Here is a 15877-nt window from a genome sequence, read left to right as displayed (position 1 = left end):
TAAATTTTGGTTTACATTCATGATAATGATAATCATTCTCGATTGGGTGTAAGCCATTAACTACCAATCGGCTGATACATCAAAAAAATAGATTGGTAGGGATATATATGCGAAAGAAAAAATCATTTTTACTCATGCTGACTTTGTCACTGATGGCGATTTTTGCATTAGTTGGCTGTTCTAGTCAGTCTTCAACAGAAGAGAAAGAAGAAAAAGAACCAGAGGCTTCAACAGAAACAGAAGCTGATTCACAATATCCAATGACGATTGAGCATGCTTTAGGTGAAGCTGTTATAGAGAGTAAACCAGAACGTGTTGTAACAATTCAATGGGCAAATCATGATGTTGCTTTAGCATTAGGTGTTGTACCAGTAGGTTTTTCAGCAGCAAACTTTGGTGTCCAGGACGATAGCGGTTTACTGCCATGGACAAAAGAAAAGCTAGATGAACTTGGTGTTACAGCTCCAAATGTTTTCCAGGATACGGACGGTTTAGATTTTGAAGCAATCTCTGATGCAAACCCAGATGTAATTCTAGCAGCATACTCTGGTATTACACCTGAGGATTATGAGCTACTATCTCAAATCGCTCCAGTTGTGGCATATCCAACTGCACCTTGGGCTACTACATGGCGTGAGCAGGTTGAGTACAATGCAGCAGGTATGGGCATGAAAGAGGAAGGCGAACAGTTAATCAAGGATACTGAGAAATTGATAGCTGATAAATTAAGTGCTTATCCTCAAATCGAAGGTAAAAAAGTAGTGTGGGTGAACTTCTCGGCAGAGGATTTATCTCAATTACACATTTACACACCAATCGATTCTCGTGTAGCATTTTTAGGGGAATTAGGGATGACACATCCAGAGAGTATTACGGAATTAATAACTGATCCAAATAGTTACTCTTTAAATTTAAGTGCAGAAAATGTAGAAGCTTTATTTGATGCTGATTTAATCGTTGGATATGGTGATGATGCACTTTATGAAACGATTAAGGCAGATCCTCTACTAGGTAAAATTCCAGCAGTAGAAAGAGGCTCTGTGGCGTTTATTACAAGTGAGACGCCATTAGTAGCAGCGGGAACACCAAACCCACTTTCAATTGCTTATACGATTGATGAATATTTAGAATTAATTGGTGGAGCAATTGATAAGATTGAAAAATAGTTCCTCTGATTCTAAAAAAAAGCAGCTAGATATACATGCACCAAAGCATTTTTCACTGATTTTAGTGATAGGACTGATTCTTCTACTAGTGACAGTTTTTGCTTCTCTTGTATTAGGAGCTAGAGTGGTCAGCTTTCAAGAATTAATGGATGGGTTATTTTATCAGAACCAAGATTCCTACGGCGCAAATGTCGTTCAGAAACGAATTTCACGAACAGTATTTAGCTTGTGCTGTGGTGTGGCATTAGGAATTGCCGGTGTGCTTATGCAATCTGTGACACGAAACCCATTAGCTGATCCTAGTATTTTAGGTGTTAATACAGGTGCGTCCCTGTTTGTAATCATTGGTATTACATTCTTTCATATCAATACAGCAGGACAGTATATTTGGTTAGCTTTAATCGGGGCTGCTATTACAGCAGTGTTCGTATTTGGAATAGGCTCTATGGGGCGTGGTGGCGCTACGCCAATTAAATTAGTCTTAGCTGGAGCTGCAACTAGTGCAGCTCTTTCTTCACTTGTAACGGCAATTATGATTCCAAGTACATATGCAATGGATCAATTTAGATTTTGGCAAGTAGGAAGTGTTGGTTCAGGATCATGGGATTCAATTGCCATATTCATTCCTTTTTTAGTCATTGGTGTGATAATAGCTTTGGTATCAGCACCAGCACTTAATGCATTAGCGCTAGGCGATGATGTTGCAACAGGTCTAGGCGTTAGACCGGGTATGCTACGATTCTTCGCGATTTGCGCAGGTGTTGTTTTATGTGGAGTAACGACGGCTTTAGCAGGTCCAATTGGTTTTATCGGTCTATTAGCAACTCATGCTATGCGTTTAGTTATTGGACCAGACCTACGCTTCTTAATCCCTATGTCTGCTTTAGCAGGGGCTATCATTCTAACCTTCTCTGATGTTGTTGGTAGATTGATAGGAAGTCCTGGAGAGCTTGAGGTAGGTATTATTACAGCGTTTATTGGTGCACCAATCCTGATCTTACTAGCTAAGAGATCGAAGGTGAGGTCATTATGAGAAAGCAAACTGGTGAAGTGAATTTTATAATGGAGGGCATGCGTCAAAGAAGAAGACGCTGGCTTTTTGTCACATCTATATTAGTCATCATAGCAATCGGTCTATGCTGTGCAATGTTATTGTTAGGAAACACGATTTATCCAGTTAATGTGGTGATGCGTTCTTTAATGGGTGAGGAAATTACAGGTGCTAATTTCGCTATCAATACAATACGACTTCCACGAATGATAACAGGCGTGTTTGCAGGATTTGCCTTTGGTGTTGCCGGTTATATTTTTCAGACAATGCTAAGAAACCCATTGGCTAACCCCAATATTTTAGGTATCACATCTGGTTCAAGTGTGGCTGCTGTATTTTGCATTGTTGTTCTCCATACAAGTAATACAGTTGTATCGATTGCGGCAATACTCGGGGGCTTAGTAACGGTAATCGTTATGTATTTCTTATCTCGCGGGCGATCGTTTTCAATTGGTCGATTAATCATTATCGGAATTGGAATGCAGGCAATGCTAGATGCTGTCATTTCGTATTTGATACTTAAAAGTGCACAGCAGGATATTGCAGCGGCACTGAGATGGTTAAGTGGAAGCTTAAATGGCTCTAAAATGACTGAGGCAATTCCTTTGGTAATGTTGGTAATTATCTTCACACCGATTTTGTTAGTGCTTGGTAAGCAGTTAAGTATGCTGGAATTAGGTGAACAAATGGCGACTTCTCTTGGCGTAGCTACTGATAAAATGAGGGTTACATTAATAATAAGTTCGGTTATTTTAATCGCCATTGCAACGGCGACAACTGGACCAATAGCCTTTGTATCCTTTTTAGCAGGCCCAATTGCGAATCGACTAGTTGGTGTTAGTGCGTCAAATATTCTCCCGGCAGGTTTAGTTGGTGCGATTTTAGTATTATTTGCAGATTTAATAGGACAGTTTGCATTTGAATATCGATTCCCAGTAGGTGTTATTACGGGAATACTCGGCGCACCATATTTAATTTATCTAATTATCCGAATGAACCGAAAAGGAGAATTGTAATGAGTAACACACATGTTTTTCGAGTCGACAATTTAGTTTCAGGCTATGAAAATAAAACGATTATCCATGGAATTGACCTAGAAATTCCAAGAAATAAAATTAGTGTTATCATCGGTGCAAATGGCTGTGGAAAATCCACTCTTTTAAAAACGATGGCGAAGCTGATTAAGCCTACAGAAGGTGACGTTACGTTAAACGGTAAAGCTATCAACAAATATCCTCCAAAGCAGCTGGCACGTATTTTAGGGCTACTACCGCAATCACCAGTTGTACCTGAGGGGATTACTGTTGCAGATCTAGTTGGTCGAGGCAGGTTTCCACACCAATCCTTATTTAGTGGATGGTCAAAAAAGGATTATGAAGCTGTAGAAGAAGCAATGGAGTTCATGAATATTAAAGAGTTTGCAGATCTTGATATTGATGAGCTATCAGGTGGACAAAGACAGCGTGTGTGGATTGCTATGGCACTTGCACAGCAAACCGATATATTGTTTCTGGACGAACCTACTACCTTTTTAGATATTACATATCAGGTAGAAATTTTAGACTTATTAACAAATTTAAATCGAAAATTCGGCACAACAATTGTGATGGTATTGCACGATATTAATCTCTCGGCACGCTATGCAGACCATATTTTTGCGGTGAAATCAGGGAAGCTTGTTGCAGAAGGAAAACCTACAGATGTACTGACTGCCGACCTGGTGAAAACAGTATTCGATTTAAATTGTGTTGTCATTCCCGATCCGATTTCAGATACGCCATTAATAATTCCAAAAGGACGTTATCATGTGAAAGATGAGAGTGCAACGCTATAATATTGTTCTAATATAATATGTTTGCAAGGTTTTAAATGTATAGATGGGCTTAGAAATAGGGATATTGTTAGAGTGGAAGCTCAAAACAATATCCTTTTTCCTATTTTGTTATTTAAATAGTGAAGATAGTGATTGATTAATGGGTAAAATGACTTTTCGTTTTTTTATTATAAAATGTTATTATTGTATAATAATTTTATGATGTGTAGGAGGGAATACCCTGATGAATAAAATTGAATCCTTGGAGCAATTCATAAGCTCAATTCCTGCTTTTAAAACAGCTGTTCCAGTCGATTTATCGATTGCAGTTTGTGATTTAGAAAAATTTGTTGCCTATTTCCCCGGAGACAATATTAACTTAAATATAAAGATTGGTCAGAAATTTCAACCAGGTGAACCCCTTGTTATCGCACTTAAGGAAAATAAGCGTCTACAGGCAGAGGTGCCAGCTGAATTTTATGGATTTGAATTTACAGGTACTGCCTTACCATTACATAATAATCAAGGAAAAGTAATTGGAGGCATTGCTGTACAGCATCGAAAACAAACGGAGCTAAGACAAGTATCAGAGCGAATTTTGAACTCATTAATTCAAGCTGACGAACAAATCAGTACGATTACAAACAGCTCTAATTCCCTTGTAGATGTAGCTAGCCATTTACTACAACAGTCTGAACTAGCAGACAAAAGTGTAAAACAGACCTCTGAAGTATTATCCATTATTAAACGTGTAGCAGATCAGACGAATCTATTAGGCTTAAACGCGGCAATCGAAGCAGCACGTGCTGGAGAAAAAGGGAAGGGCTTCGAGGTTGTTGCAAACGAAATCCGTAAGTTCTCAAAGGAAACAGTCGAATCGACTCAGCAAATTAAAGATACTTTAGCCCAGATACAGGATGTAACGAAGCAGATGGGAGAAGCAATTGCCCAAATTTCTGCAGTTGGTCAGGAGCAAGCTGCATCTGTTCAACAGGTTTCCCATTTCGTAAAAGACATCCATGAGCTGTCTAACGAATTAAACAAATTAGCAACAAAATTATAGTAGTAAACAATAATCGCAAAACACTAACAAGTGATGCTGCATATATTAAGTGAAACCACGTTATACATAATGATAGCGTGGTTTTTATCTTACATATATAATAGAACTAAGGAAAATTATAGTAATAAAAAAATCCTCCCAATAATTAGGAGGACAAAACAATTACAGACTGGTTTGGTAGTTAAAAGGTAGTTTTCAAACGGAAAAATCAAATCTTATTAATATTAATAGTAACCGATTAACCAAGCCATTGGTTTAATCTCTGGAGTAGTTGTTACAACAACTGCTGCTGCGATAACTGCTAATTTCATAATGGTAGTAAACTTTTTCATAATCTTTCATTCCTTTCGTTAGAAATTTAATATAATGAAATTGTACTAAATAGAGTTAAAATATGGCTAAACTGTAAACTATATTATACAAAGAAGAGAGGGGAAATATATAATGGAAATAGGGCAGGTTATAAGATATATACGTACTAATAAAAAAATCACTCAACAGGATTTAGCAACTGCGATTGGCATGACACGTCCCTATATTGCAAGAATTGAATCAGGGAAAAATAGTATTTCCTCCGATAAGCTAACAGAAATACTTGAGTATTGTAATGTGACTTATAATGAGTTTTTCTACATAAAAAATGATTATAAACCTTCATCTAAAATGAATGAGTTTAATAGAGTAATTGAATTGTACTATGCCAATAATATGGAAGAAATATTAAAAATTAAAAAGACTGTTAGTGAGCAATACGAAAAGAATGGGGACATCTTTTTAAGACATTTATATATACTGTGCCATTGTATAGAAAATGATCTAGATTCATCTAAGGTAAATGAAGAATATATTAAGGAAATAACAGATTACTTATTAAGTATGGACGAGTGGTGCTACCATGAGCTGGCAGTAATGAATAATTTTATTCTCTTATTCCCTCCAGAAACAGCATTTTTAATGACAAAAAACTTATTAAAACGAGCGGATAAATATAAGGGACTAAATTTAGATAAAAATATGCTTAGTTATATATTCTTCAATCTTTTAGAATGTAGTTTCAAATATGGAGGCTATTACTATTCAAAGATTGTATTGGATGCAACCAAAAATTATTATAAAAACGTATCGGACTTCTTTCAGCAAACTTTAATAATCTATTACGAAGGTATGCTAAATATCGTAGAAAATTCAATCGAAGAAGGAATTGCGAAGTGTGAACGTGCCTTCATAATTTTCCAAACGTTAGGTCATGAGAGTATCTATCAAAAATACAAAGCAGATTTAGAAGAATTGTTAAGTAAAGTGAAAAATAAAGAGGCTACAGCTGAAGAAGTATAAAATAGTGTACAAAAAATAAAAAACCCCCATAAGTAGGATTAAATTAATATAACTACTAAGGAAATTTAATCATTCCAATTTGCCTACGAATTTTTTTGACTAGTTATTTTGATTTAGATTATGGGGGTCGATTATGAATAATTATTCTTATTTATATAGGAAAAATATAGTTTATATAGCGATTGGCTTAATAGCCCTTACTCTATTAAGTGAATTTATTTTTTCTAAAGAGAACTCAATTTCCAACAATATAATCTTTTCTATTCTGATTGTTTTGTTGCTGTATCTTGTAATTTGTGTTAAATCAATCTTTACAGGTACTATTAATACTTTACGTGATACTGAACAAAGGTTAAAGGAATCTGAAAAAGAGAAGCATTTTATGTCTTATTATGATGGTGTGACAAGGCTCCCAAACGAACGTTATATAGTAGAGCAAATTAATAATACTTGGCAGAACGGCACATCACAAATAGCATTAGTGGTTTTTGAAGTGGATCGCTTAACACACCTTAAAAGCTCTTTGGGTTCAAAGTATACCAATCGAATACTCGAACTGATTGTAGAAAGGTTACAATGTAGATTTCCGAATTACATTGTTGGGAAAATACAAGAAGACCAATTTGTGATTTTATTGGAAAATAAAAATGAAAAAGAGACTTTTCAAAGATTATGTAAGCAGCTTATTGATTTAATTGAAAAACCGTTTAGCATTCAGCAATTGACGCTAAATATGAAAGTAAATGTAGGGGTTGCATACTCTCCAGAGGATGCAAAAACTGCGGAGGACTTTTTGAAATATGCTCAGTTTGCTATGTATGAAGCGAGAAGGGCACCTGAACAATATAGGTTATTTGAGCCGACTATGGCTTGTTCTCGTGAAGAACGGTTATTGCTTGAAAAGGACTTATACAAAGCATTAGAAAACAATGAATTATTTGTTCAATATCAGCCACAGCTTAAATTAAAAACAAAGCATGATTTTTCAATGGAAGCTCTTGTACGCTGGAATCATCCAGAGAAAGGACTAATACCACCCGGTGACTTTATTCCACTAGCAGAAGAATCTGGCACAATTGTCCCGATAGGAAAATGGGTCTTAGAAACAGCTTGTAGACAAACAAAAGAACTGCAAGAAACAATAGGCCAGCAAGTAACTGTTGCTGTTAATCTATCACTTCGCCAGCTTTATCATGAGAACTTTGTAAAAGTAGTAAGGTCAATTTTAGAGAAAACACAGCTTCCACCAAAAAGTCTGCAGCTTGAAATTACAGAATCCATGACGATGGATAAGAACTTTATACTGCCTATCCTACATGATTTAAAGGCATTAGGAGTAACGATTGCTTTAGATGACTTTGGAAAAGGGTATTCTTCCATTTCCTATTTAAAGGATTTACCGATTGATTGTTTGAAAATTGACCGAGAATTTGTAAATAATATGAGCGAGGACGAGCATGAGCCATTAGTGGACTTAATTATCTCCATGGCAAAGCATTTAAATTTAAATGTGGTAGCTGAGGGAGTGGAAACAATGGAGCAATTCAATTATTTACTGAATAGTGATTGTGATGCAATGCAGGGCTACTTAATAAGTAAACCTATCTCGTTTGAGACAATTATTAACAATTGTAGATGCTTGAATAAGAAGGATTTACATTGCGATTTGCAGTCAGAATATTATAGCTTGATCAAACAAATATTTAATCGAAAAAAAGAGCAATCTCATAAGTGAGATTGCTCTTTGAGCTTCAATATTAAAGTTTAGTTACGTTAGAAGCTTGTGGTCCGCGGTTTCCTTCTTCAACTGAGAATTCAACTTTTTGACCTTCTTCTAAAGTTTTGAAACCGTCGCCTTGGATTGCAGAGAAGTGTACGAATACATCGTTTCCACCTTCAACTTCGATAAATCCAAAACCTTTTTCTGAGTTAAACCATTTTACTGTACCTTGTGTCATGTTAATAGACCTCCAAAAAATTTAATCAATAATTAATTACTTCAAAATACTATAAAAAAATTCACACATTACAAAAAGTACCGAACGTTCACGATTACTTTTTGTAACATGTGAATTCATTAGATATGAAGCAATATAATTATTATACTTTTGATTATACAAGGTGAATACAGAATTGTCTAGAGATAAATAAAAAAAATGGAAATTTAATTTGTAAATTCAGTATATTATTAAGCTTTAGGGTACTTATATATTGGGTTCAAGGTAAAGGATATCAATATTTCTTCTTATATACGCAGAAAACTCCTTTTAAATATAGATATAAAAAATTTCCAACTTGAATATGATATAGTAGGAATAGAATGAATTATGTGATTATAGAAGTTTATCTTACAATTATCAGAAGTTTGTTTATGTAAATGGGGTGTGTGTAATTGGATAAAGTTTTCGTCATTGGTGATATACATGGTTGTTATAGCTTACTTGAGTCCATCTTAACGAAATGGAATCCGGAAGAAGAACAACTAGTTTTTTTAGGGGATTATCTTGATAGGGGACCTGAAAGCTTAAAGGTTCTTGAAAAAATCATGCAGCTATCGCGGGATTATGAGGCAGTAACATTAAGTGGCAATCATGAGCAATTGTTTTTGGGCTGGCTGGATAAACCAGAGGAGCTTTCTGAATATTATTTCAATCCAAAGGTTGGGGGAGCAGCTACTGTCCAAAGCTTATATAATGATGCTACTTTTAACATTGCCACAACGTATCTTTCTGTAAAAGAAATGACAGCGAAAATTCAAAAAGAGCATTCTAAAATCGTTGAGTTTGTAAAGGGGTTACGACGTTTTTATCTATGGGGGCCATTTCTTTTTGTTCATGCAGGGATTTCTTCAGCAGTAGAAAATTTTCGAGATACCAAAGAAGAGGATTTATATTGGATTCGAGAAGAGTTTTATAATGTCCCTCATAAAGCAAAGGAAATTGTTGTATTTGGTCACACACCAACAGTTTTGTTAAATGAAGATAAATCGAGTAATGTCTGGATTTCATCCTGCAAAAAAAAGCTAGGCATCGATGGAGGCGGAGCAATTTTCGAACGTGGCCAGCTTCATGGTGTAGTTTTTACAAAGGGTTCAAAAGAGATTACCATTCACTCAGTTGGGTTAACTTCAGCTTTAACAACAAAAACAATCGATTTGGAATTATAAAAGAAAGCTTTCTGATTTTACGGATTCACTTAATGTGGGTCCGTTTTTTATTTATCTAAATAAAGATTTTTGGCATCCGATTCTTTTTGGATGGTATAGTTAAAGTAGTGAGGTGGAAGGAAATGGCTAATAAAGTAGAACATATTTTTAAGCTCCAAACAAGCTGGGACGGTGGAAGAAACGATACAGGTGAAATCCATTGTGAAAAGCTACAAACAACTATGTCGATTCCTAAGGAGATGGGTGGTCCTGGTATTGGAACAAATCCAGATGAATTACTTTTAAGTGCCGCAGCTAGCTGTTATATTATTTCTCTTGCTGCAATGCTCGAACGCTCTAATGTAAAAGCACGATTAGTTCTACAATCTGACGGAATTGTCCAAGTGGAAAATAATATTTTTACCTATAAACAAATCATTCACCATATTGAAGTTTTCCTACATGAAAAGAATGATTCGCATATGCGAATTGCTAGAAGACTAGCCTTAAAAGCAGAAGAAACCTGCATGATTAGTAAAGCGTTAAGAGGGAATGTAGATATTGCAGTAGATTGTAAAATAGTAGAGTAAATAGAATACCTAGAAAGCGAGTGTAGGGAATGACAATTATTAAACCAATCCTTTTAATAGTACTCGTGGCCGTTTTTACCTTTTTTATAAGTGGTCGTTTAATAGGGGCAAACGTAAATCTGTTTAAGAGGGTCTTTTCAGTTATTATCAGTGTTAGCTTTACAACCTTCATCTATTGGTATACGTATTTAAAGGGGACGGTATATTCCTTTGATAATGTTGAAAGTGTTGTGAATGTAGCAACCTTACTGTGGATTGGAAGTATGCTGCTTATCTCGATGCTGATTTATTTATTATTTGAGCTCTTTGATCCGATTGCATTTGATGAAAAATCAGGTCGGCACAATGGCAAAAAATCCTTTTTCAAAAAATTAATTGGCTATTGGAGACATCAAAAAAGATTACGTAATGTTGTCAAAATCGCTGTTACGAATGGCATTACAAGAACGGTAAAGTATGCTAGAAATCGGGACTCAGACAGTGAGCTAGCGATAGCATTACGAGAAACTCTTGAGCAATGCGGCGGTATCTTTATCAAATTTGGACAGGTTCTTTCAACTCGTAAGGAATTATTTTCTCCTATTTTTATCGAAGAGCTGGAAAAGCTACAGCAAAATGTTACGACACTTTCAGAAAAACAAGTACATGATATTCTGAAGCAGTACCTACGTGGTGAGGTAGATGAGGTATTTTCTTATTTTAATATAACACCAGTTGCAGCGGCCTCCATTGGTCAGGTACATAAAGCAGTTTTACGGAAAACAAATGAGCAGGTGGTTGTCAAACTATTACGTCCCGATGTAAAGGATATTATGCGTGAGGATCTCAGTATTCTAATGGAGTTTGCCAACTGGATAACAGGTAAATCACAATGGGCAGAAAATCTGGGCTTCAGAGATTTAGCAGAGGGATTTGCTGCTTCTTTACGGGAAGAAATTGACTTTAATATTGAGGCACGCAATATGACGCAAATATGTAATGTATTGAAGAAAAGTAAGTTAAGCGTCAATATTCCTAAGGTATATGATGAATATAGCAACGAAAACATTTTAGTAATGGATTTAGTACCGGGTGTGAGTGTCGGCAATTTACCGCAAGAAACAAGGATGAGCCGTCACGATATTGCAGAAAACATACTGTTCTCTTACTTAGAACAAGCTTTAGTTTCAGGGATATTTCATGCAGATCCGCACCCAGGCAATATCTATTACGACGTTACGTCAAAAGAAATTACGCTGTTAGATTTTGGCGCGGTTTGTCGCTTGTCTTCTTCTCAGCAGGAAGGGTTAAAATTTTTCTTCATCGGAATCCAACAAAGTGATTCCTCCATTCTTTATGATGGGATTTCACTGCTGGTAAAAAAGCGAACTGATATAGATCGAGGAGATTTAGAGCATGCCATTAGCCAAATTTTACTAAAGATTTCATATGTAGATCGTATTCGAACAGACGAAATTGTTTACTCGATATTCTCAGTAATAAGAGATTTTGGTTTGCAATTCTATCCGTCTGTCAGTCTAGCGCTAAGAGTAATCGTTACGCTAGATGGCACTTTACGTATCATTGACCGAGATTTCAACATTTTTGAAGAAGCGAAGGTGTATTCAAGTAGCTTCCTGAAATTCACATTGAAGAAGCCTTTCAAGGAACCATTTGCAACCAAGGATAGATTGGAAGAGGAGCTAGCGTTAATCTTACCGAATTTGCGTAAAATACCTCGCAGGGTTGACCAGCTCTTCAAAAAGGTTGAGGATGGAAAGGTTATTTTACATCACGATATTTTCTCGGATAAGAATAATACAAAATTTATTACCCATTTATTTTCAAGATTTGTATTACTCTTTGTTGGTATTACATTTGGCGTAATTTCGGTTGCTTTACTAGCGATTTCTCAGGTCATTCACACGGCTTATGCCATTTACTTAAATATTGCTGCCTACTTTGGCCTGTTTTTATGTGCTATCCTACTCGTTCGCCTATCTATACAAGCGATTCGGGATATGAAACGAAACGAATAAATAATAGTGAGCCCTTTTCATAGTTTTGAAAAGGGCTTTTTTGTGTGGAAATTAATGAATTTATTTCCTTTTTAGGATTATAAATGAAGTTAATTGTTAATAATTAGGGGAAAGAGTTTGTGGAATAAATTAATGAAAATTATTAATAAACTCTAGCGATTCTGTTGTATAAGAGATTCTGTTGATAGGGGTGAGAGAAGGTTAAATAGTTTTGATAACTTGTAATGAAATTATATTTTTAAAGCTTTGAGGAATTTGATTTTGATTGAGATTATTTACGTTCTAATGGAATGTGACTAGCGTTACTCAGGAAATGGTTTATTACCTAGGAAATATTTTATTAGCTGTAAAAAGGTATTTTAACAAAATATTTTTTGGATAAATCGTGTGAATCGAATATATGAATAATTATCTATAGGTATATTTTTCACATAAAATTAATATAAAAATAATAGATAATTTTTACGAAATGCTAGAGAAATTCAAATGTGAAGGAGTGTCGTTCATGCTACAAATCAGTAGGAAATTGTTTGCACTGCCGTTGAACCAAGTATATTTCCAAGAGTTGAAGTGTGATAGTAGGTATGAACCAAAGCTTATTAGTTATACACATGTATTAAAGCCAAGTCGGAAGCTACAGGGGAAATCAACCCTCCATATAAATTTAACACTAGACGAGCCTACGTTATTTTATAGATTGTCTGAGAAAGTCATTAATCTCTTGGATGAAATTCACGAGGAGAGTTGGACAATTTCTAGAATAAATAATCCAACTGATCAGGATATTGAAGAATATCATCAGTTTTATAATTTAAATTCCAGACAAAAGGATGCTCGAAAGCTAAACAAATATGATATACAAACGTTGAAGCTTCTTCGAGATCAAGGTGGATTAGTAATAACGAAGATTGAAAATGAACAGAAGGCAGTTATTTATTATCGCATATATGCTGTTGGCCTAGAGATGGTAATGGAATTGTATAGCGAGGGACAAGGAGTATTTAATGACAGAATAGAACAGTGTGCCAATTATTTTTTATGCTGGCAAAATATAAAGTATTTTAGCAAGCAAGGCTACCAGATTTATGATTTTGGTGATATTAAGGATTTGACGCTTTTAGAGGAGTTAAAAGAAGGCTTCGGTGGAAAGCTGGTAACCGTCTTCTCAGGCTATATTTCAAAATCTCCTTTTAGTCAGCTGCTTTTACAATTCAATTTAAAGGGCTTGAAAAAACGGCTAAGTTATTAATAGGGAAGTTAATCAATTCCAATTTCCCCTTTAAATTAATTGAGTACGAATTAATTAACAATTCAATTGTCATCTCATCTATCGATAGTTTTGTTATAATAAGAGCACTAGATTTAGAGAGGATTTTTCATGATGACAAATAAACCACATCTTTTAATAGTCGATGGAATGGCTCTGTTGTTCCGTTCCTTCTTCGCTTCAAGTGCAATGGGGCATTACATTCGTTTAGCTGATGGAACTCCAACGAATGGGGTACAAGGATTTGCCCGCCATGTATTAACAGCCCAATCTATTTACAAGCCAACACATTTAGCAGTGTGCTGGGATATGGGGTCGCAAACCTTCCGAAATGAAATTTTTGATGGCTATAAAGCAAATCGTCCGGCACCACCTGAAGAAATGCTCCCACAATTTGATATGGCAAAGGATGTATCTAAGATGATCGGCTGGCAGAACTTTGGTGAGGTTGGGATGGAGGCAGATGACCTAATCGGTTCCATGATTGAAAAGTGGAAGGATGAAGCAACGATTACGGTTATATCTGGAGATAAAGATTTACTTCAATTACTCAATCCATCAACTCAAATAGCCTTTACGAAAAAGGGATATTCCGAGTACGATGTTTATACAGAAGAACGCTTTAAGGAAGAGTACTTAATTGAACCATATAAGTTCGCTGATGTGAAAGCTTTTATGGGTGACACAAGTGACGGTTATCCTGGGGTTAAGGGAATTGGCCCAAAAACAGCTTTACAGCTAATCCAAAGCTACGGTTCTATCGATGGTGTACTGGAGAATTTAGCTGCACTAAAGCCAGCACAACGTAATAAAGTAAGTGAAAATCTTGAAATGTTGAAGCTTTCTCATCAGTTAGCGCAGATTCAAAGAGAAATGCAAATTGATGTACAATTAGAGGAGCTAGTGTTAGCTGATTATGCTCATGAAACCTTTGAACGTCTTGAAGGAAAAGGGCTAAGCTTGATTGCAAAGCATGCAAGATCTTTATATTCGTTAGTATAAATGCAAAGAGCCGCGGTGATTAGGGTATCACTTCGGCTCTATTTTTACGAAGGTCAGTACTTTATGGTTATCTGCATAGCGAACCTTTCTAATTTGACTATCCCGATTGCGCCCGCCATTATCATGAAGGATTAGGAAGAGCTCATCATTGGCGAGTTCATAGCCAATTAAGGGTGTCCAGTGATATTTAAAGGTTGGTTTAGTGAACCATTGGAAAGTAAAATGCTTATCAAATTTCATAGCAACAGGTCTACCTGCCTCTAGCTCTTTTAGACTTTCTGCTAGTGTACAGCGTGAGATATTCCAGCTGGGTCCTAGAATTTTTCGTAAATTTTTTATGAGCCGCCAAGTAAACAAACCGATTTTTGTTCCGCCAAGTAGCTTATAAAGTGTGTTGATATCCTTTGTTTGTTCTAACCCATGATAATTTAAAATGACAGATACTGTAGTTGGCCCACAAGCAGAGTTTTGATAGTGCGCGTTTACTTCTTTGCTATATTGGGACATGCCTTGTACATTTAGTTGAACTCTCATTTTTTCACCTCATACCTTCTTTCTAATATCATATGGTAAGTAAGGGATTCTGTACAAAAGAATGCTATAATTTAATAAGAAATATTAAAAAGAGAATGATTGAAAAGCTAAGGGGGAGCACGATGGTACAATACAAAGCTTTATTATTTGATTTAGATGAGACATTGTTAGACTTTGCGGCTTCAGAGGATATTGCCTTACAAAAGTTATTTAGTGATCAAAATTTTTCATTAACACCTGACATAAAAGCCAACTACCAGAAGATCAATACGGCATTATGGAAGGGCTATGAAAATGGTGAAATAGATCGAGATGAAGTCGTTAATACGAGATTTGCACTGTTATTTGAACAGTATGGAATCCAGGTAGACGGCGCAGCTCTCGAGCAAAACTACCGAAAATATTTAAGTGAAGGCTATTATTTAATAGAAGGTGCGATGGAATTAATACAAAAACTTTCTACTGAATTTGATTTATATGTTGTGACAAATGGTGCGTCGATTATACAGCAAAAAAGGTTAGAGGGCTCAGGCCTGGCGCCGTATTTCAAAAAAGTATTTGTTTCAGAGGATACGGGCTATCAAAAACCGATGAAGGGCTTTTTCGATTATGCTTTTTCTCAAATTGAAAGCTTAGATTTAAGCACGACATTAATCATCGGAGATTCCTTCAGTGCTGATGTAACTGGTGGCTGGAATGCCGGTATCGATACGTGCTGGGTAAACAGGGAAGGGAGCGAGTTAGCTAATACTGACATTCACCCTACTTATAAAATCCGTGAGTTAGAGGAATTATACTGGATTTTGGGATTGAAGGATTACAGTGGTGCAGGGAATTTAGTTTTATAATTAGTAGAGATTGAAGTTGTTTTTGAAGCAGGGGAACGAGCATAT

The 15877-nt window shown here is 35.8% G+C and carries 14 protein-coding genes and 1 pseudogene; 13 read left to right on the top strand and 2 right to left on the bottom strand.

The window, feature by feature from the left end:
* The first annotated feature begins 107 nt into the window (after positions 1-107).
* The 7 genes and pseudogenes from LG296_RS14765 (at position 108) to LG296_RS14735 (ending at position 8163) form a co-directional block, all read left to right on the top strand.
* On the top strand, positions 108-1166 hold the full coding sequence (locus LG296_RS14765) for an iron-siderophore ABC transporter substrate-binding protein (protein ID WP_404427090.1): 1059 nt from the start codon (positions 108-110) through the stop codon (positions 1164-1166).
* A complete protein-coding gene (locus LG296_RS14760) occupies positions 1156-2199 on the top strand; it encodes a FecCD family ABC transporter permease (RefSeq protein WP_404427089.1) in 1044 nt (347 codons plus the stop codon). The genes LG296_RS14765 and LG296_RS14760 overlap by 11 nt, the downstream gene beginning before the upstream one ends.
* Complete coding sequence (locus tag LG296_RS14755; RefSeq protein WP_107935092.1) at positions 2196-3233, top strand: iron chelate uptake ABC transporter family permease subunit; 1038 nt, start codon at positions 2196-2198, stop codon at positions 3231-3233. The genes LG296_RS14760 and LG296_RS14755 overlap by 4 nt, the downstream gene beginning before the upstream one ends.
* Positions 3233-4051 (top strand): ABC transporter ATP-binding protein, encoded by an 819-nt coding sequence (locus LG296_RS14750; RefSeq protein ID WP_107935091.1) that lies wholly within the window; start codon positions 3233-3235, stop codon positions 4049-4051. Before LG296_RS14755 ends, LG296_RS14750 begins: the two co-directional genes overlap by 1 nt.
* A gap of 712 nt (positions 4052-4763) precedes the next feature.
* Positions 4764-5093: pseudogene (locus LG296_RS14745) on the top strand (methyl-accepting chemotaxis protein); the annotation flags it as partial.
* Between the two features lie 444 nt (positions 5094-5537).
* Positions 5538-6428 carry a helix-turn-helix domain-containing protein gene (locus LG296_RS14740; protein ID WP_107935089.1) on the top strand — a complete coding sequence of 297 codons (891 nt, stop codon included), beginning with the start codon at positions 5538-5540 and terminating at the stop codon, positions 6426-6428.
* Positions 6429-6561: 133 nt separating this feature from the next.
* Complete coding sequence (locus LG296_RS14735) at positions 6562-8163, top strand: putative bifunctional diguanylate cyclase/phosphodiesterase (protein ID WP_404427088.1); 1602 nt, start codon at positions 6562-6564, stop codon at positions 8161-8163.
* Positions 8164-8185: 22 nt separating this feature from the next.
* Here the strand turns inward: LG296_RS14735 and LG296_RS14730 are convergent, their stop codons facing one another.
* Positions 8186-8386: a cold-shock protein gene (locus LG296_RS14730; protein WP_036201146.1), complete on the bottom strand. Its 201-nt coding sequence runs from the start codon at positions 8384-8386 to the stop codon at positions 8186-8188.
* 434 nt (positions 8387-8820) lie between these two features.
* Between LG296_RS14730 and LG296_RS14725 the strand changes: the two genes are divergently transcribed.
* From LG296_RS14725 to LG296_RS14705, 5 genes are all read left to right on the top strand, one after another.
* A complete protein-coding gene (locus tag LG296_RS14725; RefSeq protein WP_404427087.1) occupies positions 8821-9594 on the top strand; it encodes a metallophosphoesterase family protein in 774 nt (257 codons plus the stop codon).
* Between the two features lie 122 nt (positions 9595-9716).
* Complete coding sequence (locus tag LG296_RS14720; RefSeq protein WP_404427086.1) at positions 9717-10163, top strand: SACOL1771 family peroxiredoxin; 447 nt, start codon at positions 9717-9719, stop codon at positions 10161-10163.
* A 29-nt stretch (positions 10164-10192) separates the two neighbouring features.
* Positions 10193-12181 (top strand): ABC1 kinase family protein, encoded by a 1989-nt coding sequence (locus LG296_RS14715; RefSeq protein ID WP_404427084.1) that lies wholly within the window; start codon positions 10193-10195, stop codon positions 12179-12181.
* A 505-nt stretch (positions 12182-12686) separates the two neighbouring features.
* The gene (locus LG296_RS14710; RefSeq protein ID WP_404427083.1) at positions 12687-13430 is read left to right on the top strand and encodes a hypothetical protein; all 744 of its coding nucleotides are present in this window, start codon (positions 12687-12689) and stop codon (positions 13428-13430) included.
* Positions 13431-13562: 132 nt separating this feature from the next.
* A complete protein-coding gene (locus tag LG296_RS14705) occupies positions 13563-14450 on the top strand; it encodes a 5'-3' exonuclease (RefSeq protein ID WP_181418028.1) in 888 nt (295 codons plus the stop codon).
* A gap of 27 nt (positions 14451-14477) precedes the next feature.
* Here the strand turns inward: LG296_RS14705 and LG296_RS14700 are convergent, their stop codons facing one another.
* A complete protein-coding gene (locus LG296_RS14700; protein ID WP_404427082.1) occupies positions 14478-14984 on the bottom strand; it encodes a C39 family peptidase in 507 nt (168 codons plus the stop codon).
* 122 nt (positions 14985-15106) lie between these two features.
* Here LG296_RS14700 and LG296_RS14695 point away from each other — a divergent pair, with 122 nt between their 5' ends.
* Positions 15107-15832 carry a YjjG family noncanonical pyrimidine nucleotidase gene (locus tag LG296_RS14695; RefSeq protein ID WP_107935081.1) on the top strand — a complete coding sequence of 242 codons (726 nt, stop codon included), beginning with the start codon at positions 15107-15109 and terminating at the stop codon, positions 15830-15832.
* The last annotated feature ends 45 nt before the right edge of the window (positions 15833-15877 follow it).

This window comes from Ureibacillus chungkukjangi (assembly GCF_044795995.1).
GTDB classification, from domain to species: Bacteria; Bacillota; Bacilli; order Bacillales_A; family Planococcaceae; genus Ureibacillus; species Ureibacillus chungkukjangi.
The sequence above is the reverse complement of the archived record's forward strand: the minus strand, read 5'-3'. Positions and strand labels throughout refer to the sequence as shown.